This is a genomic window from Glutamicibacter sp. NPDC087583 (assembly GCF_044743685.1).
Taxonomy (GTDB): domain Bacteria; phylum Actinomycetota; class Actinomycetes; order Actinomycetales; family Micrococcaceae; genus Glutamicibacter.
Genome location: NZ_JBIUWY010000001.1, coordinates 297065 through 317523, shown reverse-complemented (window position 1 = coordinate 317523; position 20459 = coordinate 297065). Strand labels below are relative to the sequence as shown.

Annotated in this window: 11 protein-coding genes; 1 reads left to right on the top strand and 10 read right to left on the bottom strand. The window is 59.3% G+C overall.

The window, feature by feature from the left end:
* Positions 1-359 precede the first annotated feature (359 nt).
* The 7 genes from ACIOU9_RS01495 to ACIOU9_RS01465 form a co-directional block, all read right to left on the bottom strand.
* Complete coding sequence (locus ACIOU9_RS01495; RefSeq protein ID WP_133833625.1) at positions 360-4106, bottom strand: hypothetical protein; 3747 nt, start codon at positions 4104-4106, stop codon at positions 360-362.
* A 153-nt stretch (positions 4107-4259) separates the two neighbouring features.
* A complete protein-coding gene (tuf, locus tag ACIOU9_RS01490; protein WP_105657666.1) occupies positions 4260-5450 on the bottom strand; it encodes an elongation factor Tu in 1191 nt (396 codons plus the stop codon).
* 242 nt (positions 5451-5692) lie between these two features.
* On the bottom strand, positions 5693-7807 hold the full coding sequence (fusA, locus tag ACIOU9_RS01485) for an elongation factor G (protein ID WP_133833624.1): 2115 nt from the start codon (positions 7805-7807) through the stop codon (positions 5693-5695).
* Positions 7808-7876: 69 nt separating this feature from the next.
* Positions 7877-8347, bottom strand: a complete 471-nt coding sequence (gene rpsG, locus ACIOU9_RS01480; RefSeq protein ID WP_096256908.1) for a 30S ribosomal protein S7 — start codon at positions 8345-8347, stop codon at positions 7877-7879.
* Complete coding sequence (rpsL, locus tag ACIOU9_RS01475; RefSeq protein WP_013349694.1) at positions 8347-8721, bottom strand: 30S ribosomal protein S12; 375 nt, start codon at positions 8719-8721, stop codon at positions 8347-8349. Before rpsL ends, rpsG begins: the two co-directional genes overlap by 1 nt.
* Positions 8722-9313: 592 nt before the next feature.
* Positions 9314-13204: a DNA-directed RNA polymerase subunit beta' gene (locus ACIOU9_RS01470; protein WP_105657668.1), complete on the bottom strand. Its 3891-nt coding sequence runs from the start codon at positions 13202-13204 to the stop codon at positions 9314-9316.
* A gap of 97 nt (positions 13205-13301) precedes the next feature.
* Positions 13302-16808 carry a DNA-directed RNA polymerase subunit beta gene (locus ACIOU9_RS01465; protein WP_105657689.1) on the bottom strand — a complete coding sequence of 1169 codons (3507 nt, stop codon included), beginning with the start codon at positions 16806-16808 and terminating at the stop codon, positions 13302-13304.
* A 614-nt stretch (positions 16809-17422) separates the two neighbouring features.
* Between ACIOU9_RS01465 and ACIOU9_RS01460 the strand changes: the two genes are divergently transcribed.
* Positions 17423-17920 carry an aminoacyl-tRNA deacylase gene (locus ACIOU9_RS01460; protein WP_133833623.1) on the top strand — a complete coding sequence of 166 codons (498 nt, stop codon included), beginning with the start codon at positions 17423-17425 and terminating at the stop codon, positions 17918-17920.
* On the opposite strand, the gene ACIOU9_RS01455 is transcribed toward ACIOU9_RS01460, so the two are convergent.
* The 3 genes from ACIOU9_RS01455 to rplJ form a co-directional block, all read right to left on the bottom strand.
* Positions 17874-19043, bottom strand: coding sequence for an acyltransferase (locus ACIOU9_RS01455; RefSeq protein WP_133833622.1), 1170 nt, complete (start codon positions 19041-19043; stop codon positions 17874-17876). The two genes, ACIOU9_RS01460 and ACIOU9_RS01455, sit on opposite strands and share 47 nt — an antisense overlap.
* Before the next feature lie 147 nt (positions 19044-19190).
* Positions 19191-19565, bottom strand: a complete 375-nt coding sequence (gene rplL / locus ACIOU9_RS01450; protein ID WP_133833621.1) for a 50S ribosomal protein L7/L12 — start codon at positions 19563-19565, stop codon at positions 19191-19193.
* Between the two features lie 73 nt (positions 19566-19638).
* Positions 19639-20160 carry a 50S ribosomal protein L10 gene (gene rplJ / locus ACIOU9_RS01445; protein ID WP_105657672.1) on the bottom strand — a complete coding sequence of 174 codons (522 nt, stop codon included), beginning with the start codon at positions 20158-20160 and terminating at the stop codon, positions 19639-19641.
* Between the last annotated feature and the right edge of the window lie 299 nt (positions 20161-20459).

Here is a 20459-nt window from a genome sequence, read left to right as displayed (position 1 = left end):
TGTGCCTATATACGGGTCCTTGCAGACCGGCACGCCTTGCTCTGCGGCTGAATCCGGATCAGATCCGGGTTCCTCACCCGCAGGAGGCTCCGACCCCCGCGTTCGGGCGTGTCGTGAAATTTTCAGTCACAACACTCCCACAAAGTTTTCACTTTATCGAAGGGCCTTATAGTTTGAAGCAGTCGTATCGATCCCGAACCCCAGGCATTATCCTGCGTGAGAGTCGATCCCGGTCGTTCAAACCAGACCGGTTACCCCATAAATGGGGACCGGGTTGCATTGAAGCAACTTATCTAGTCTGACAGGTCGGCAACGATCGCGCAAATCTTTTATGCCTATCCGCGCCCGTGATCTTGCCCTCACACCTGGCGCGGCCCGTCCTGCCCGGACGGCTCCTGCCCCGCGGGGATCGGTGGATCAACAGGGTTTTGCGGCCTCACCGGCAGCGAATTCTGCTTGTCGACCTTCACCAGCTTGAAGACCGCGGCCGCAATCAGCCCCAAGCCAATGACCACCAGCCAGAGGAATGCCAAATCGCGCAGGAACCACAAGACTGCCAAGGTGATAGCCGCCGCACCCCACCAAATGAACAGCCGCTCCCCCAGCTTCAAGCCCCAGGCCACCAATCCACCGAAGAAGACCAGGCCGATCGCCTGCGCAACACCATTGGATTGGACCAGTGCGGCGAGCAAGGCCAGGCTGCCGGCCACCGAGGCGGCCAGCAGGTATGTCCTCTCCAATCGCGCGTTGGCCCTGATGTTGCGCCACGCGACCAGCACTACTGCAACAATGCAGGCGTAGGCCGCCAGGTTGCTGGCCCGCGGTGTGCCAAGGATCTGGGCATAGCTGCCCAGCGCCAGCAGCGCTCCCACGAGGATGAAGCCGTCCACCGCGTAGGGCACCAGCCGCCGCGGAAGTTCAAAGAGCCGCACCAGCACCGTAACGCCGAAGACCAGCAGCGCTCCGCCGGCCACCTGCCAAATCGCACCGCCATCCAGATGGGCGATGCCACCGGCCAGCAACAGGGCCAGGAGCATTGCCGCGAAGTACAAGCGCGAGGCGCTGCCGGGCGGATCGGCATGGAGGTAGCCGAATTCCGGATAGCCGGGATTTGGGTCCTTCATTCGCCCGTGGAAGATTGCGAGCAGGTACAGCGCGAGGCCCGCGCCAACCAGCGCCCATGCGGCATCCATCGGTGCTAGCACCACTGCCCCACCGGCTTGCCGCACCTCGAAGACTGCACGCAGGATAGCGACGCACAGCATGATGGCGGCTCCGGCCGCGTACCAGGCGCTCTTTCGCGTGTGTACCAGCAGGATGAAGCCGAGGGCCAGCAGCAGGTGCGCACCCACTGCCCACCACGACCCCGCCTGCCACGCGGCGGCCCACGCCGCCGGAAGGAAGATGGCCAGGCCCAGGGCTATCGAGTACGACTTGTTGGCGCGCAACCGCCATTCAAGCACGAGTGCCGCCAGGCTCAGGGCCAGCAGCATGGCGCAAGCAACCTGGGAACTCCACCACGTAGAGCGGACCCATCCGGTCGCATCTTCCATGGCCAGTGCCGGAATGCTGATCAGCAGGATCAGTGCCAGGATCGGGGCAAATAGATAGAGCTGTCGCTTGGCCACCGTCAAGCTGGTCTCGGCCTTGAACGCGGCCAGCCCGTGCAGCCCGAAAAATAAGCAGGCCAAGAGGATCGTTCCCCGATCCATGCCGCCCGCGAACTGCCCGTAGGCCAGCGTCGCCAGTGGAATGCCAGCCAGCAGTCCCACTGCCATCCAGCGCAATTCCCGGCGCAGTGCTTTGCCGTCGCGGATGCTAGCCAGCAAGCGGAGCAGCTGCGGGACGGCTATCGAAACCAGCAGCAGGCAGAACCGGCCGTGGATGTCGAATTCCATGCTGTAGGCAATCCACCACACCATGGAACTGAAGAGCACTTGGGCCAACGCTGCATAGAGGATCTTCCACCGCGTATTTGTGCTGCGGCGCAAGCTCCAGATGAAATAGCCCAAGGTTGCCGCCCCGATGAGGATTGCCAGCGGCCAGATCTCCTTGCCGAAGCTGAGCGCATAAAGCCCCATCAGCAGGCAGGCCGCAACGACATTGATCGGCTGTTCCAGCTCGGGGCGCTGTGCAGGAATATCGCGAAGCCGCCAACCCGAGGCAATGACCAGGCCAACTGCGAGCACAAGGCCAGTGATGAACCACGCCAGCCCGCCGATACCCAGGAACACCACGGTGCTTTCGCTGGCGTAGGAATAGTCGCCAGCGGTTGTCAGCAGGCGCAGGCTGAAGAGCAGCACCACGCCAAGCAAAGCCGAAGCGCCCACCCGTCCCAGCCGGTGCCCCTGCGCCATGCCGGAATCCAGCACGGCACGGCTCGCCAGATTCGCCGCCCACAAGATGAACAGCACGAAGAGCACCGCAATCAACGGGGCTGAGCCGTCAGGATTTCCATAGTCCCCAGCCGTGAGCTCATCAAGCGCAGCACCAAGCACGCCTGCGCCAACCAGGGTAAGGAGCCAGTGCGAATGGAGCGTCATTTCCCTGCGCAGGTTCCGGGCGTTGCGCTGAGCCAGCGAAAGCCCGAGCAGGGCCAGGGCGAATACCACCAGCGGGCGCCAACTGTGGTTCTGCATATCTACCAGCGTCACCAGGGGAAGAACCGCGATGACTCCAACTTCCAGCTTGGCGCTGCGCAGCAAGCCGGGAATGCCCAGCGCCATGAAGATCGGAACCGCGATGTAGCTGAGCACGAAGGCCTCGAAGCCCTGCGCGTAGAGAAACGCGCCGATCACCGAAGCCACCGCTAAGCACCACAGCACCGCACGTTCACTTTGCAGGTGCCTGCGCGCCAATCCCAGCCTCTGCTGGTAGCCGGTGGAGCAGAGCAATACCGCTACGGCTTGGAGCCCGAAGGCGAAGGCGAGCACCAGCCAGCTGCTCGTTGCGGAGAAACCGAGGTAGTTGCAGCCGGCCACGAGCATCGCCATGAAAGCAGCGCGGGCAGCGTAGGTGCGCAGCAGCCGCAGGTTGGGCAACAGCCTGACGCTGAGCAGCAACTGGACGGTGAGCAACGCGAAGATCCAGAACAAATCCCGGCTGGCGAGCATCTCCAAGAGGATCACCGACAACGCAAAGACAAACGCAGGCAGCAGCTGCGCGGTGCCGTGCAGGGCCCGGAAGAAGATTGAGTGGCGGATCCTTTCGCTGCGTACCGCCAAGAGCATCAGCGCAATAGAGAGCACCAGCAGGATCAGCATGTAGTACAGGACGCCACGCTGCATCGCGGCCGCGCCGGCCATGGCGGTGCTGACCAGAATCAGCACGGCAACCCACGCCAGAACACGGGACTTGAACGTCAGTGTTGCGTAGCCCACGGCTAATGTGCCGATGGCTGAGAAAACCAGCCAGGTCGCCGGGCCGGATATGTTCACCGTGCTGTAGGTAGCGATGGCGCACAGCGGCAACAAAGCCAGCCCGGTGCCGGCAAAGGCGGCTCCTGCCGGACGCAAGGACGGTTTCACTGCGAAGGTGACCAGGCCTCCGCCGTAGAAAGCGGCAGACAGCAGGAATAAGGCGATGAGCTTTGACAGTGGCGGAAGCGCGAAGCTCAGGAAGAGTGCGCCGGCGGCAACGATCATCAGGGCCGCGACGTACAGCGTGATGTTGATGTTGCGCAGTTCGCGCTCGCGTTTGGTGAGCACCTTGATTGGCTTAACCGGTGCAGCAGGCTGGAGGGTGGCCGTGGGGAGCGGCGCGCGGTACGCGGGGGCAGCACCGGCCGCCGCTGGCTGGAGGTATGGCTGGCTGGAAGGTGCCATCGATGCGGCCGGCGCTGCATCTTTGCGGCTTGCAGGCTGCGCTTCGAGCGGCTGTGCGGGGACCCCCGGCGCTTGGGCAGCAGCCGGTGCCGAGGCACCCGGCGGCCCGGGTTGCCCCAGGTACTTCACTGCCTCGTCGTAGCCTTGCTGCCACGCTTCGCCCAGCGCATCAAGCTGCTGCTGGCTTTGCGATTTATCCCGACTCCCCTGGCGCCGGCCGAGGCCGAAAGCCAACAGAACCAAGATGATAGAAACGATGATCCAGCCCATCATTGATGCCACTCCCCCACTTAGCGAATTGTCGCGCCCTCCAATTAGACCACCTTCTAGATATATTCACTAGCTGGGGCTCGTATTTAACGAAAAAATCCCCCAGCACAAAAGTGCTGGGGGATTCTTTTCAGTTCACTAGGGAACTACCTCATCAAGTAGAGACTACTTGGTGATGGTGGTTACCTTGCCCGAACCAACGGTGCGGCCGCCTTCGCGAATTGCGAAGCCGAGGCCCTCTTCCATGGCGATTGGCTGGATCAGCTCAACCGACATTTCGGTGTTGTCGCCAGGCATAACCATTTCGGTGCCCTCTGGGAGGGTGATAACGCCGGTTACGTCGGTGGTGCGGAAGTAGAACTGCGGACGGTAGTTCGAGTAGAACGGGTTGTGACGTCCGCCTTCGTCCTTCGACAGGATGTAGACGTTAGCTTCGAAGTTGGTGTGTGGGGTGATCGAGCCTGGGGCTACGATAACCTGGCCACGCTCAACATCGTCGCGCTTCAGACCGCGAAGCAGCAGACCACAGTTCTCGCCAGCCCATGCTTCGTCGAGCTGCTTGTGGAACATCTCGATACCGGTAACGGTAGTCTTCTGGATTGGGCGGATGCCAACAATCTCAACTTCCGAGTTGATAGCCAGGGTGCCACGCTCGGCGCGACCGGTAACAACGGTACCGCGGCCGGTGATGGTGAAGACGTCTTCAATTGGCATCAGGAATGGCTTGTCGCGGTCGCGAACTGGGTCTGGAATGAAGCTGTCAGCTGCATCCATCAGTTCCTCGATAGCTGCAACCCACTTTGCGTCGCCTTCCAGAGCCTTCAGGCCCGAAACGCGGATCACTGGAGCGTCATCGCCATCGAAGCCCTGCGAGGACAGAAGTTCGCGAACTTCCATCTCCACGAGCTCGAGCAGCTCTTCGTCATCAACCATGTCCGACTTGTTCAGTGCAACCATCAGGGTTGGAACACCAACCTGGCGGGCCAGCAGAACGTGCTCGCGGGTCTGAGCCATCGGGCCATCGGTAGCGGCAACAACGAGGATTGCGCCGTCCATCTGAGCAGCACCGGTGATCATGTTCTTGACATAGTCAGCGTGACCTGGAGCGTCTACGTGTGCGTAGTGGCGCTTCTCGGTCTGGTACTCGATGTGCGAGATGTTGATGGTAATACCGCGCTGGCGCTCTTCCGGTGCCGAGTCGATGTTAGCGAAGTCGCGCTGTTCGTTCAGGTCTGGGTACTTGTCAGCCAGAACCTTGGAGATTGCCGCGGTCAGAGTGGTCTTACCGTGGTCAACGTGACCGATGGTACCAATGTTGACGTGCGGCTTGTTGCGCTCGAACTTTGCCTTTGCCACAAGTTCCTCCTAGAAACATTTACAGAAGACATTCTTCGTCTGCGCGGTTCGCAAACGAACTAGAAATAGTCTACTGGGGGCTTGGATAATTTAGGAAATTCCGGTCCTCTGCGGGGCCTGCATTGTGATGCAAATCCCTCGTTGGCCGTTTGCGGTGCCGGCTCCGTTTTTCAACGGAACCGGCCCGCGATCGGCCACTTCCCCGCTAAGGGGGTCACGGCCAGGTTTTTATACCGAGACGATTACTCGCCGCGGGACTTCTGGATGATCTCGTCGGCAACTGCCTTCGGGACCTCAGAGTAGCTGTCGAAGGTCATCGAGTAAACTGCGCGACCCTGGGTCTTCGAACGCAGGTCACCAATGTAACCGAACATTTCCGACAGTGGCACACCAGCGCGGATGACCTTGACGCCAGCAGCGTCGGACATCTCGCTGATCGAACCACGACGGGAGTTCAGGTCGCCGATAACGTCGCCCATGTACTCTTCCGGGGTACGGACTTCAACAGCCATCAGCGGTTCAAGCAAAACAGGGTTAGCGCGGCGTGCGCCTTCCTTGAATACCTGCGAACCAGCGATCTTGAAGGCCATTTCCGAGGAGTCGACATCGTGGTAAGCACCATCGATGAGGGTAGCCTTGACACCGACCAGTGGGTAGCCTGCGAGGATACCGTACTGCATTGCGTCCTGGATACCAGCGTCAACGGATGGGATGTACTCACGAGGAACACGACCACCGGTCACGGCGTTCTTGAACTCGTAGGTGACGCCGTCAACAACTTCCAGAGGCTCGAACGAGACCTGGACCTTTGCGAACTGACCCGAACCACCGGTCTGCTTCTTGTGGGTGAAGTCAACCTTCTCCACAGCCTTCTTGATGGTTTCGCGGTATGCAACCTGTGGCTTGCCAACGTTTGCTTCCACACGGAATTCGCGCTTCATGCGGTCAACCAGAATGTCCAGGTGAAGCTCACCCATACCGCCAATGACGGTCTGGCCGGTGTCTTCATTCAGGGACACGGTGAAGGTTGGATCTTCCGCCGACAGCTTCTGGATAGCGGTCGACAGCTTTTCCTGGTCACCCTTGGTCTTTGGTTCGATGGCCACAGAGATCACTGGATCCGGGAAGCTCATCGATTCGAGAACGATTGGGTGGGCTGGATCACATAGGGTGTCACCGGTGGTGGTGGCCTTCAGGCCGATCACAGCGTAGATGTGACCTGCGTGGATCTCGTCTACCGGATTCTCCTTGTTGGAGTGCATCTGGAAGAGCTTGCCTACGCGTTCCTTCTTGCCCTTGGTGGAGTTCAGCAGCTGTGCGCCGGACTCTGCCTTGCCGGAGTAAACGCGGATGAAGTTCAACTGGCCGAAGAACGGGTGAGCGGCGATCTTGAACGCAAGTGCCGAGAACGGTGCGTCCTCCGAAGGCTCGCGGGTCAGCTCAACTTCTTCGTCCTTCGGATCGTGACCGATGGTGGCGCCAACGTCCAGTGGGTTCGGCAGGAAGTCGATGACTGCATCCAGCATTGGCTGAACGCCGCGGTTCTTGAAGGCCGAACCACAGAATACTGGGTAAGCTTCCGAGTTCACGGTCAGCTTGCGGATGCCAGCCTTGAGTTCCTCAAGGGAGATTTCTTCACCTTCGAGGTACTTCTCCATGAGCTCTTCGGATGCCTCAGCGACATCTTCAACCAGCTTGGCGCGGTACTCTTCAGCACGCTCAACCAAGTCGGCAGGGATTTCGCGGGTTTCGTAAGCAGCGCCCATGGTGACGTCACCCTTGGAGTCGCCTTCCCAAACGAATGCCTTCATGGACAGCAGGTCAACGACACCGGTGAACTCGGACTCGGAGCCGATTGGCAGCTGCATAACCAGCGGCTTGGCACCAAGGCGCTGGATGATGGTATCTACGGTGAAGTAGAAGTCAGCGCCCAGCTTGTCCATCTTGTTGACGAAGCAGATACGTGGAACGTCGTACTTGTCAGCCTGGCGCCAAACGGTCTCGGACTGAGGCTCAACGCCTTCCTTGCCATCGAAGACGGCAACGGCGCCATCGAGCACGCGCAGCGAGCGCTCCACCTCAACGGTGAAGTCAACGTGGCCCGGGGTGTCGATGATGTTGATCTGGTTCTTGTTCCAGAAGCAGGTAACAGCAGCGGAGGTAATGGTGATACCGCGCTCTTTTTCCTGTTCCATCCAGTCGGTGGTCGAAGCACCGTCGTGGGTTTCACCGAGCTTGTGGTTCACACCCGTGTAGAAAAGGATGCGCTCAGTAGTAGTGGTCTTACCGGCATCGATGTGAGCCATGATGCCGATATTGCGGACCTTGTTAAGGTCAGTAAGCACGTCCTGTGCCACGTTGTCTCCCTATAAGGTGAGGCCGGAATTGCTGGGCATCGGTTGATGCCCAGCTTTTCCGAGCGGTTCTTACCAGCGGTAGTGTGCGAAGGCCTTGTTGGACTCGGCCATCTTGTGAGTGTCTTCGCGACGCTTCACAGCGGCACCCAGACCGTTCGATGCGTCCAGGATCTCGTTCATCAAACGCTCGATCATGGTCTTCTCGCGGCGAGCCTTCGAGTAGCCAACCAGCCAGCGCAGAGCCAGTGCGGTTGCACGGCCTGGCTTGACCTCAACAGGAACCTGGTAGGTAGCGCCACCGACGCGGCGGGAACGAACCTCGAGGGCTGGACGGATGTTGTCCATAGCCTTCTTGAGGGTCGAAACAGCGTCGGCGCCGGACTTTGCTGCGGCACCTTCGAGTGCACCGTAAACAATGCGCTCTGCAGTGGACTTCTTGCCGTCTACGAGAACCTTGTTGATCAGCTGGGTGACCAATGGGGATTCGAAGACTGGATCAGAAACTAGTGGGCGCTTTGGCGCCGGACCCTTACGAGGCATTACTTACCATCCTTCTTTGCACCGTAGCGGGAACGAGCCTGCTTACGATCCTTCACACCCTGGGTATCCAGAGCACCACGAACAATCTTGTAGCGAACACCTGGAAGGTCCTTTACACGACCACCGCGAACGAGCACGATGGAGTGTTCCTGCAGGTTGTGTCCGACACCTGGAATGTAAGCGGTCACTTCGACGCCACCGGCAAGGCGCACACGTGCGACCTTACGCAGAGCCGAGTTTGGCTTCTTCGGGGTGGTGGTGTACACACGGGTGCACACGCCACGGCGCATTGGGTTGCCCTTAAGGGCAGGGGCCTTGGTCTTGACGACCTTAGGCGAGCGGCCCTTGCGGACCAGCTGCTGAATAGTAGGCACTTTCGTGTCCTTCCATTGTCTAAGTTCTTCGGCAACACGACGAAAACGCCTAAGCCTAGAAAAGTTTTAGCGCTTCGCAATGTAGCTAGCTGCTTGCTTTACCGCGCACTCAGAATCAAAAGTCCCTAGGCGTGCGAAAGTGTGGCATTCGTTGCGCAACCTACCCGCAACCCGGACGGAGTCCATTTTGCCACACATAAAACAATTGACCTCAGTCTAGCATTAATCCACCGAGCCACCATGTACAGTAAGCTATCTCACCGACCAGGCCACTCTTGGCCCCCGCCGCCATCGAGACGGTTTGGGTAGTGACTACGATATCGACCCCAGCTGAACGCCACGGGACCGCCAGATGAAAACCACCCGAATCCGCGGATGTCCGCTGCCGGCTTGCCAGCGGATCCGCATCAAGGCGAATACTAGTTCCTAAATCTCCCAGTGGATTCATCGACTACTATTTCCACCCCGTGTTGCGCGCAGGCCCCGGAACGCAGACCACTGGGAACTGTGGCGGTTAAACGCCCAATGCCTGCCCGCACAGTGTGCGGGCAGGCATTGGGTCAAACTACCTTACGGTGACAGTGCTCCCGGTTTAGCGGAAGTCCGAGCCGTGGTCGTAGTCGTCCATCGAGATGGCACGGAATTCAGGCGACAGCCCGCCTTCCAGCGCATCGTCGTACAGGCCCGAAGAGAAGGCCGAGGTGCCGGTGAACAAAGTTGCCTTTGCTTCATCGGTTGGCTCGACGTTGACCTGGGTGTAGCGATCCAGACCGGTACCGGCCGGGATCAGCTTACCGATGATCACGTTTTCCTTCAGACCGCGCAGTGGATCTTCCTTGCCTTCCATCGCAGCCTGGGTCAGGACGCGAGTGGTTTCCTGGAAGGAAGCAGCCGACAGCCACGAATCGGTGGCCAGCGATGCCTTGGTGATGCCCATCAGCTCGTCACGGCCGGCAGCTGGACGCTGGCCTTCCGAAACGGCCTTGCGGTTCGCCGCGGTGAAGCGCGAACGATCGGCCAACTCGCCTGGCAGCAAGTCGGTCTCGCCGGACTCGATGACGGTGACGCGGCGCAGCATCTGGCGGACGATGACTTCCACGTGCTTATCGTGGATGCCTACACCCTGGGACTGGTACACATCCTGGACCTCGCGGACCAGGAACTTCTGTGCCTCACGTGGGCCGAGGACTCGAAGAACCTGCTTCGGATCCAAGGTACCGCTGGTGAGCTGGGTGCCGGCAACGATGCTTTCGCCCTCTTCAACCAACAGGCGAGCACGGCGCAGAACCGGGTAGGCCTGCTTCTCGTCGCCGTTGTCTGGAGTAACTACAACACGCAGCTGCTTCTCGTCGTCTTCAATCGACACGCGACCGGCAACCTCGGACATCGGAGCCACACCCTTAGGGGTACGGGCTTCGAACAGTTCCTGGATACGAGGCAGACCCTGGGTGATATCGTCAGCAGACGCTACACCACCGGTGTGGAAGGTACGCATGGTCAGCTGGGTACCAGGCTCGCCGATGGACTGCGCGGCGATAATGCCAACAGCCTCGCCGATGTCCACGGTCTTGCCGCTGGCCAGCGAACGCCCGTAGCACAGAGCACAGGTTCCAACAGCCGAGTCGCAGGTCAGCACGGAGCGAACGCGGATTTCATCCACGCCTGCAGCGTACAGCTCGTCGATCAGCACGTCGCCGACATCCGAACCGGCGGTAGCCAGCACGGTGCCTTCAGCGTTCTTGACGTCGGTAGCCAGCGTACGGGTGTATGCCGAGTTCTCCACGGTCTCGTGCTTGACGCGGATGCCGGCAGAGTTATCTGCAATGGCAACGGTCAAGCCGCGCTTGGTGCCGCAGTCCTCTTCGCGAACGATAACATCCTGCGAAACGTCCACCAGACGACGGGTCAGGTAACCCGAGTTAGCGGTCTTCAGCGCGGTATCCGCCAGGCCCTTACGGGCACCGTGGGTCGCGATGAAGTACTCCAGAACCGACAGGCCTTCACGGTAGGAAGACTTGATCGGGCGAGGAATAATTTCACCCTTAGGGTTGGACACCAGACCACGGATACCCGCGATCTGACGCAATTGCAGGTAGTTACCACGAGCCTTGGAAGTCACCATTCGGTTAATGGTGTTCAGCTCTTCCATGCCGTTCTTCATCGCCTCGGCAACCTCGTCGGTAGCCTTGGTCCAGATGTCGATCAGGTCCTGGCGGCGCTCGGTATCTGCAATCAGGCCCTTGTCGTAGGAAGCCTGGACCTTGGCGGCCTTCACCTCGTAAGGAGCCAAGATGGCTGCCTTATCCATGTTCGAGGTAATGTCCGAGATCGCCACGGTGACACCCGAGCGGGTCGACCAGTAGAAACCGGCGTCCTTCAGGTTATCCAGGGTAGCTGCGGCAATGATCTTCGGGTAGCGCTCTGCCAGATCGTTGACGATCTCCGAGAGCGCATCCTTGCCCGCTACGGTGGCTACCCATGGGTAGTCCGCAGGCAGGGTGTCGTTGAACAGCACCTGGCCAAGCGAGGTATCCAGCAATGCCGGGGTACCTGGCTCCCAGCCCTCAGGGGCTGGCTGGTCTGCGGAAGGAACGAAGTTCTCCACGCGGACCTTGATCGGTGCGTTCAGGTGCAGTTCGCCCAGATCCTTGGCCATGATGGCCTCGGATACGGTAGCGAACACGCGGCCGGCGCCCTTTTCGGTTGCACGCTTGGTGGTCAAGTGGTGCAAGCCGATGATCATATCCTGCGAAGGCTGTGCCACTGGGCGGCCATCGGAAGGCTTCAAGATGTTGTGCGAGGACAGCATCAAGATACGGGCTTCAGCCTGTGCTTCTGGGCTCAGCGGCAGGTGGACTGCCATCTGGTCACCGTCGAAGTCAGCGTTGAACGCGCCGCAAACCAATGGGTGCAGCTGCAGGGCCTTGCCTTCGATCAGCTGTGGTTCGAAGGCCTGGATACCCAAGCGGTGCAGGGTAGGTGCACGGTTGAGCAGTACCGGGTGCTCGGTGATGATCTCTTCGAGAACATCCCAAACCTGCGGGCGGTAACGCTCGACCATGCGCTTAGCCGACTTGATGTTCTGTGCGTGGTTGAGGTCAACCAGGCGCTTCATCACGAAAGGCTTGAACAGCTCCAGGGCCATCTGCTTTGGCAGACCGCACTGGTGCAGCTTCAGCTGCGGGCCGACAACGATGACCGAACGGCCCGAGTAGTCAACGCGCTTGCCCAGCAGGTTCTGGCGGAAACGACCCTGCTTGCCCTTGAGCATGTCGCTCAGGGACTTCAGCGGGCGGTTGCCTGGACCGGTCACCGGACGGCCACGACGGCCGTTATCGAACAGCGAGTCAACAGCTTCCTGCATCATGCGCTTTTCGTTGTTCACGATGATCTCTGGCGCACCGAGATCAAGCAGGCGCTTGAGGCGGTTGTTGCGGTTGATCACGCGGCGGTACAGGTCGTTCAGATCCGAGGTAGCGAAACGGCCACCGTCGAGCTGGACCATCGGGCGCAGTTCTGGCGGGATCACCGGAACGGCGTCAAGGACCATGCCCTTAGGCGAGTTGCCGTTGACAAGGAACGCGTTGACGACCTTCAGGCGCTTGAGCGCACGAGCCTTCTTCTGGCCCTTGCCGTTTTCGATGATGGTCTTCAGCTCTTCAGCTTCAGCCGCCAGATCGAAGTTCTCAAGGCGCTTCTGGATAGCTTCTGCACCCATGGAGCCTTCGAAGAACAGTCCGTACTTCTCACGCATGGTGCGGTACAGGCCTTCGTCGCCTTCGAGGTCGGCGACCTTCAGGTTCTTGAAGCGCTCCCAGACCGCACGCAGGCGCTCGGCTTCGGCCTTGGCGCGCTTGTCGATCTGCAGAACAGTCTTCTCGGCCAAGGTGCGGGCCTTGTTCAGCTCGGCATTCTTGGCGCCGTCAGCTTCCATGCGCTCCAGCTCGGCTTCCAGGTCGGCTGCAACAGCCTTCTTGTCAGCTTCCGAGTTGTTCGCAAGGTTTCGCAGTTCCAGGTCGTGCTGGGCCTGCAGGTTAGGCATTTCGGCGTGGCGGCGTGCTTCGTCGACACCGGTGATCATGTAGGCAGCGAAGTAGATGACCTTTTCGAGGTCCTTCGGAGCCAGATCGAGCAGGTAGCCCAAGCGCGATGGAACGCCCTTGAAGTACCAGATGTGGGTCACAGGAGCTGCCAGCTCGATGTGGCCCATGCGCTCACGGCGTACGTTCGCGCGGGTCACCTCGACGCCGCAACGCTCGCAGATGATGCCCTTGAAGCGCACGCGCTTGTACTTGCCGCAGTAGCATTCCCAGTCGCGGGAAGGGCCGAAGATCTTTTCGCAGAAAAGACCGTCCTTCTCCGGCTTCAGGGTGCGGTAGTTAATGGTTTCCGGCTTCTTGACCTCGCCGTAGCTCCATCCACGGATTTCATCCGCGGTGGCAAGGTTGATTCGCATGAGGCCGAATGAGGAATCGCTGGACATATGGTCCTTTTCTCTCTTCTGTGGTGTCTGAAGTCGATACGAATGAGGGTGGGAATTTGCCGCCGCTGCCTGCAGGTCCTGCAGGCAGGGCGCCAGATTACACTTCCTCTACGGAGTTCGGCTCCGACCGTGAAAGGTCGATGCCCAGCTCTTCAGCGGCGCGGAACGATTCCTCGTCCGACTCACGCATTTCGATAGTGTTGCCGTCGGTACCGAGTACCTCGACGTTCAAGCACAGCGACTGCATTTCCTTGATGAGCACCTTGAACGATTCTGGAACACCAGGCTCTGGAACGTTCTCGCCCTTGACGATAGCTTCGTAGACCTTCACGCGGCCGTGGATATCATCCGACTTGATGGTCAGGATTTCCTGCAGTGTGTAAGCGGCACCGTATGCTTCCAGTGCCCAAACTTCCATCTCGCCGAAGCGCTGGCCACCGAACTGGGCCTTACCGCCCAGTGGCTGCTGGGTGATCATGGAGTATGGACCGGTGGAACGGGCGTGGATCTTGTCGTCCACCAGGTGGTGGAGCTTCAAGATGTACATGTAGCCCACGGAAACCGGATCCGGCAGCGGGTCGCCGGAGCGGCCGTCGAACAGCTTCGCCTTGCCGGAGTTGCCAATCAGGCGCACACCGTCACGGGTCTTGCTGGTCGAATCCAGGATGCCGCGGATTTCCTCTTCGGAAGCGCCATCGAAGACCGGGGTTGCCACGGTGGTGGAACCGGACTCGCGTGGCAGGTTCGGCAGATCGCGGACCCATTCAGGCTCGCCTTCGATCTTCCAGCCCTGCTTGGCAGCCCAACCCAGGTGGATTTCCATAACCTGGCCGACGTTCATACGACCTGGCACACCTAGCGGGTTCAGGATGACATCCAGCGGGGTGCCGTCTTCCAGGAATGGCATGTCTTCCAGCGGCATGATGCGCGAGATGACACCCTTGTTACCGTGGCGACCTGCGAGCTTGTCGCCGATCGAGATCTTGCGCTTCTGGGCAACGTAGACGCGGACCAGCTGGTTGACACCAGGGGAAAGGTCATCGTCGTTGTCGCGGTCGAAGATGCGAACACCAATGACGGTGCCGGACTCGCCGTGCGGAACCTTCAGCGAGGTGTCGCGCACTTCGCGCGACTTCTCACCGAAGATGGCACGCAGCAGGCGCTCTTCCGGGGTCAGTTCGGTCTCGCCCTTAGGGGTGACACGGCCTACCAGCACGTCGCCGGCCTCGACCTCGGCACCGATGTAGACGATGCCGCGGTCATCGAGCTGGGAGAGGATGTCTTCCGAGACATTCGGGATGTCGCGGGTGATTTCCTCGGCACCGAGCTTGGTGTCGCGGGCATCGACTTCGTGCTCTTCGATGTGAATCGAGGTGAGTACGTCGTCGAAGATCATGCGCTGGGAGAGGATGATCGCATCCTCGTAGTTGTAGCCTTCCCAGGACATGAATGCCACGAGCAGGTTCTTGCCCAGCGAGAGCTCGCCGGAGTCGGTCGAAGGACCGTCAGCGATGATCGACTGGTATTCCAGGCGGTCGCCTTCGGACACGCGAACGCGCTGGTTGTAGGCGTTGCCCTGGTTCGAGCGGGCGAACTTCATGATCGGGTACATCGACTCGGTGCCGTCATCGTTCATGACGACAACCAGGTCAGCAGATACCTCGGTGACCACGCCTGGCTTGGCGGCGACAACGGAGTCGCCGGCGTCAACCGCGGCGAACTTCTCCATGCCGGTACCCACCAGCGGACGCTCGGACTTCAGCAGCGGCACAGCCTGGCGCTGCATGTTGGCGCCCATCAGTGCGCGGTTGGCATCGTCGTGCTCGAGGAATGGAATCAGCGCGGTTGCCACCGAAACCATCTGGCGCGGCGAAACGTCCATGAAGGTCACTTCAGCGGAATCGACGATGACAGGCTCGCCGCCACCGCCCTTTTCGCGAACCAGAACGGTCTCTTCAACGAAGCGGCCGTTCTCATCCAGAGGCGCGTTGGCCTGTGCGATGTAGTGCTGCAGCTCGTCATCGGCGGTCAGGTAGTCGACCTCGTTGGACACGACGCCATTGGCGACGCGGCGGTACGGGGTTTCGATGAAGCCGAAGGAGTTGATGCGTCCGTAGGTAGCCAACGAACCGATCAGGCCGATGTTCGGGCCTTCCGGGGTTTCAATTGGGCACATGCGTCCGTAGTGGGACGGGTGGACGTCTCGTACTTCCATGCCTGCGCGGTCACGGGACAGGCCGCCCGGGCCCAGAGCCGACAAGCGGCGCTTGTGGGTCAGGCCGGCCAGCGGGTTGTTCTGGTCCATGAACTGCGAAAGCTGCGAGGTTCCGAAGAACTCCTTGATGGCAGCCACAACAGGGCGGATGTTGATCAGGGTCTGCGGGGTGATCGCCTCGACGTCCTGGGTGGTCATGCGCTCGCGCACAACACGCTCCATGCGGGACAGGCCGGTGCGGACCTGGTTCTCGATCAGTTCGCCCACGGCGCGGATGCGGCGGTTGCCGAAGTGGTCGATGTCGTCGACGTTGACAGGAACGTCAACGATCTCGCCCTTGCGGGTGCCCTGAACAGTCTTCTCGCCTGCGTGCAGCGCAACGAGGTAGCGGATCATCGCTACCAGGTCGTCCAGCGAGAGCACCGAAGCGTTCTCGGCGTTGACCGGAGTCTCCACGCCCAGCTTGCGGTTGATCTTGTAGCGGCCAACCTTTGCCAGGTCGTAGCGCTTAGGCTCGAAGTACATGTTCTTCAGCAGTGCCTGGGCGGCCTCAACCGTAGGAGGCTCGCCTGGACGCAGCTTGCGGTAGATGTCCAGCAAGGCTTCGTTCTGATCCTTGATGCTGTCCTTTTCCAAGGTTGCGCGCATCGAATCGTACTGGCCGAACTCGGACAGGATCTGCTCTTCGCTCCAGCCAAGGGCCTTGAGCAAGACGGTGACCGACTGCTTGCGCTTGCGATCAAGGCGTACGCCGATCTGGTCGCGCTTGTCGATTTCCAGCTCGAACCATGCACCACGCGATGGGATGATACGTGCCGAGAAGATCGTCTTGTCACTGGTCTTGTCCGGCGTGGACTCGAAGTACGCACCTGGGGAGCGAACCAGCTGGGACACAACGACACGCTCGGTGCCGTTGATGATGAAGGTGCCCTTTTCGCTCATCAGCGGGAAATCGCCCATGAACACGGTCTGCTGCTTGATTTCGCCGGTTTCATTGTTCATGAATTCGGCCTTGACATACAGCGGTGCCGCGTAGGTGGCGTCGCGGTCCTTGCACTCTGCGATCGAGTACTTAGGATCAGCGAACTCCGGATCCGAGAAGCTCAAGGACATGGTGTCCTGGAAGTCCTCGATTGGGGAGATTTCCTCGAAGATTTCTGCCAGGCCCGAGGTGTTGGGCACGCTGAAGTCACCAGCGGCTTCTGCCTTGGCCAGGCGCTCTACCCAGTTCTGGTTGCCGACGAGGCGGTCAAAGCTCTCGGTCTGCAATGCCAGCAGGTTAGGCACTTCAAGGGGTTCGTGAATCTTTGCAAAAGAAAGTCGGCCAGCGTATGCAGCATCGCGAGCCGAACTAGCGGTTTGGTTGTTAGGGTTGCTCGAGGCGACCAAGATGGATCCTTCCAAAGACCGTCAGGTTTCCGAACGCTTACCGTGCTAAGGTTCCTGCCATAGGACAGTTCCTCTTTTTTCGTCCGCACGAACCCACCGCTATATGAAGGCCGCGCGCGCAAACAGCAAGGCGCAAATTTCTACTCTACCGGAGGAAAATCCGGTTGTCGATACTCGGTGCAGAAATTCGTGCTATAGTTTTCGCCCCCACTTTCGCGCGGGCTGCCACTCAGGTTTCCAAGCACCGCGCCAGCGCGCAACCCGGTCGTACCGCGCACCGAAAAGTGCATGCATTTTCCCAACTGATACCCTTGTTTTCGCGGATTCTTGCGAATTGCCAAAGGTCTTGGCCCGCTGAACGCAGACTCCGGATTCCGGGCATCAGGCAACGTTATGCTTTCTGTCACATTCTCCTCAGCAGGCATCAGAAACCCCAATTTTTCTCCGCTTCAGCCGCATGGCGAACGTTCTTGGAGATTTTTTTCCGGGTATCCGGGAGGCTTGAAGCTACACGCTCGCCCAGCAGATATAAGCCTTTGCGACCTCGTGTGTCCGGTGGCTTCTTCTTTCGCCACTAGCTATGATCGAGCAAACATCCACGGTTAGGAGACGAAGTGAATAAGCTGCAGTCAGATGAAGCACTGACCCGAGTTACCCTGGACGCCTCGCGCCGGAACATCCCAATCGAGATTGTGCCGCGCGACAAGGTCCGCTCGCTGGAAGAGGCTGCGGACGCCTTGGGAATCTCGGCCTCGGCCTTGCTCAAGACGCTGGTTATCAAACGCACAGACGGCACCTTCGTCTTCGCGCTGATCCCCGGCGGGCGGAAACTTGACTGGGCGAAGCTGCGCGGAGTCATGGGCGTCAATAAGCTCTCCCTGCCATCTTCAGATATCGCTTGGGATGTCACGCACTACGAGACCGGAACCATTACGCCTTTTGGCTCGCACACGGTACTGCCTGTCTACATCGATGCCAGCGTCTTCGAAGAGCCCGTATCGGAACAGATAGGACTGGGCAGCGGGGACCGAGCCCATGGACTGCTGGTTCGCGCCAAGGATTTGGTTAGCGGATTTGATGCCACGATTGCTGATATTTCGACTCCGGAATAAACAGCCCTGGCTTAGCCAATGCCTTCTTGGCCCAGGCCTGCGACTTGGTCAATCCCTTGATCGTCGCGTTGCGCAGCGGCAGACCCAGCGGCTGCTCGACGAAGCGTGCCACCAGGTAGGCAATTCCTAGCATCAGCACCAGCAAACCGGCCAGCAGCACGTACTTGTTCACGAAACCGTGCAGCTGGTTGATTAGCCACCAACCCCACAACTGGTGCACCAGGTACAGCGGGTAAGTCAATGAACCGGCCACAGCCAGCCATTTGCCCTGGACGTTCTTGAGCGGAGTCAGGGTGCACACCGCCAGCAGAACTACGCACAGGACGGTCAGCAGCTGGAAATGCCAGGCGGGGATATCCATCCCGGAGAGCAAGTCCGCGTCACTGCGCCCCTTGATGCCGGTGAAAAATGCGGCGATGGCAGTATTGCCTGCGAGCATGGACCACCGCAGAATGCTGTGGCCGCTTTGATAGATCAAGAAGAGCACCATGCCGGCTGCGAACAGGGCCGCATACTGCCCGGCAATCCATTCCTGCAGCTTGTCCAAGCTTGTGAAATGCAGATACAGGCCCAGAGCGGGCCAAATGGCAGAGAGCAAGAGGATGTGCTTGTTCTTCACGAAGCCCATGGACAAGAGCACTGCGAGCAACACATAGAAACGCAACTCGACCCAAAGTGTCCAATAGACACCGTCCATATCGGTGACGCCGAATCCAGCCTGCATCATGCTCAGATTGGGCAGAATATCACTGGCCGAGCGTCCCTCATTGCCGGAGGGCCAGATCCCAAGCGAGAGTACTGTTGCTGCGAGTACCGCGAGCCAGTAGGCCGGGTAGAGGCGGCCCACACGCGAGCCGATGAAACCAATGACGTTCTTTCCCTGGAGGGACATCAGGATAACGAAGCCCGAGATGAGGAAGAATAGCTGTACACCCAGCTGTCCGTAACGGGTGAATTCGGAGAGTACTGGCCAGAACTCTGCGGCCTGCCTCCCCCAGTGATCATGTCCCCATGCGGTGTAGTGGTACAGGACGACAATTAGCGCAGCTGTAATCCTCAATGCGTCTAGGAGCCCTAGCCGCGGTGCTGGTTTCTGGTTCTGGGTAGCTACGGTTTTTGACACATTTTCACTGTAAACAATGAACTTGAATAAACGCTGTTAATAGAAACGTTATAAAACAATTGCTATGGACTTCCCAGCTTAACGACCAAAGGCCCACAGACTTTCGTCTGTGGACCTTTGGCAATAAGTTGCGAGTGACCGCTGTACTTACTTAACGGTGACGGTAGCGCCGGCAGCTTCCAGAGCTTCCTTAGCCTTCTCGGCAGCGTCCTTTGCAACACCCTCAAGCAGAGCCTTTGGAGCAGCGTCAACGAGCTCCTTAGCTTCCTTCAGGCCCAGGGAAGTCAGTGCGCGAACTTCCTTGATAACTGCGATCTTCTTGTCGCCAGCCGACTCGAGGACTACGTCGAATTCGGTCTTCTCTTCAGCAGCAGCTTCGCCGCCTGCAGCTGGACCAGCAACTGCAACAGCAGCAGCGGTTACGTCGAAGGTCTCTTCGAATTCCTTAACGAACTCGGACAGTTCGATGATGGTCATTTCCTTGAATGCGGAAAGCAGCTCTTCGTTGCTGAGCTTCGCCATGGTGGGCGTCCTTTCGGTTTTTGGCCTTGAGGGCCGATGAATTTGGGTTTACGTTGCGAGAGAACTCGAAAGCTTAGGCTTCTGCCGGAGCTTCCTCGGCAGCTTCGCCACCGTTCTCGTCGAGCTTTGCACGCAGAGCTTCGACAGCGCGGGCAGCAGCGGAAGCTGGAGCCAGCAGCACTGCTGCAACGCGGGCGAGCTGAGTTTCGCGGGATTCCAGCGCAGCCAAAGCAGCGATGCCGCTCTGGTCCAGTGCCTTACCTTCGAACCAACCGGTCTTGATGACCAGCTTTTCGTTAGTCTTGGCGAATTCCGTGAGGCTCTTAGCGGCAGCAACTGCATCGCCCTTAATGAAGGCGATTGCGGTTGGACCAGAAAGCTGTTCATCGAAAGCATCGATGCCAGCGTTCTTCGCTGCGATTGCGGTCAAGGTGTTCTTTACGACTGCGTACTTGGTCTCCTGACCAAGCGAGCGGCGCAGATCCTTGAGCTGTGCAACGGTAAGCCCACGGTATTCGGTCAAGACAGCCGCCGACGAATCATTGAATTCCGCGGTGATTTCTTCAATCGCTGCAGTCTTGCTTGGGGTTGCCATAACACTCCTTCCGGGGATTTGTTCGGTACCGTTTCAAAACCGGCGAGGCCATAAAAATAGCCCCGCGCAGGAGCACAGGGCGTTTCAACTTATTCAAAGTCAAAAAATCTATGTAACCTGCGTTGGTCATCCTTGCGGATCATTAGGAGCAGTTGGAAACCAAATGCTCGACCGACGGTCTTCGGTATTTCTAGTTTATATGAGCATTCCAGCCCACAGCAAATCGAAGCCGGAGCCAATCTCATGATCCTGGTCACTAGGGGAATTAAATTAGAATGGCGGGACTCACTTACCAACGC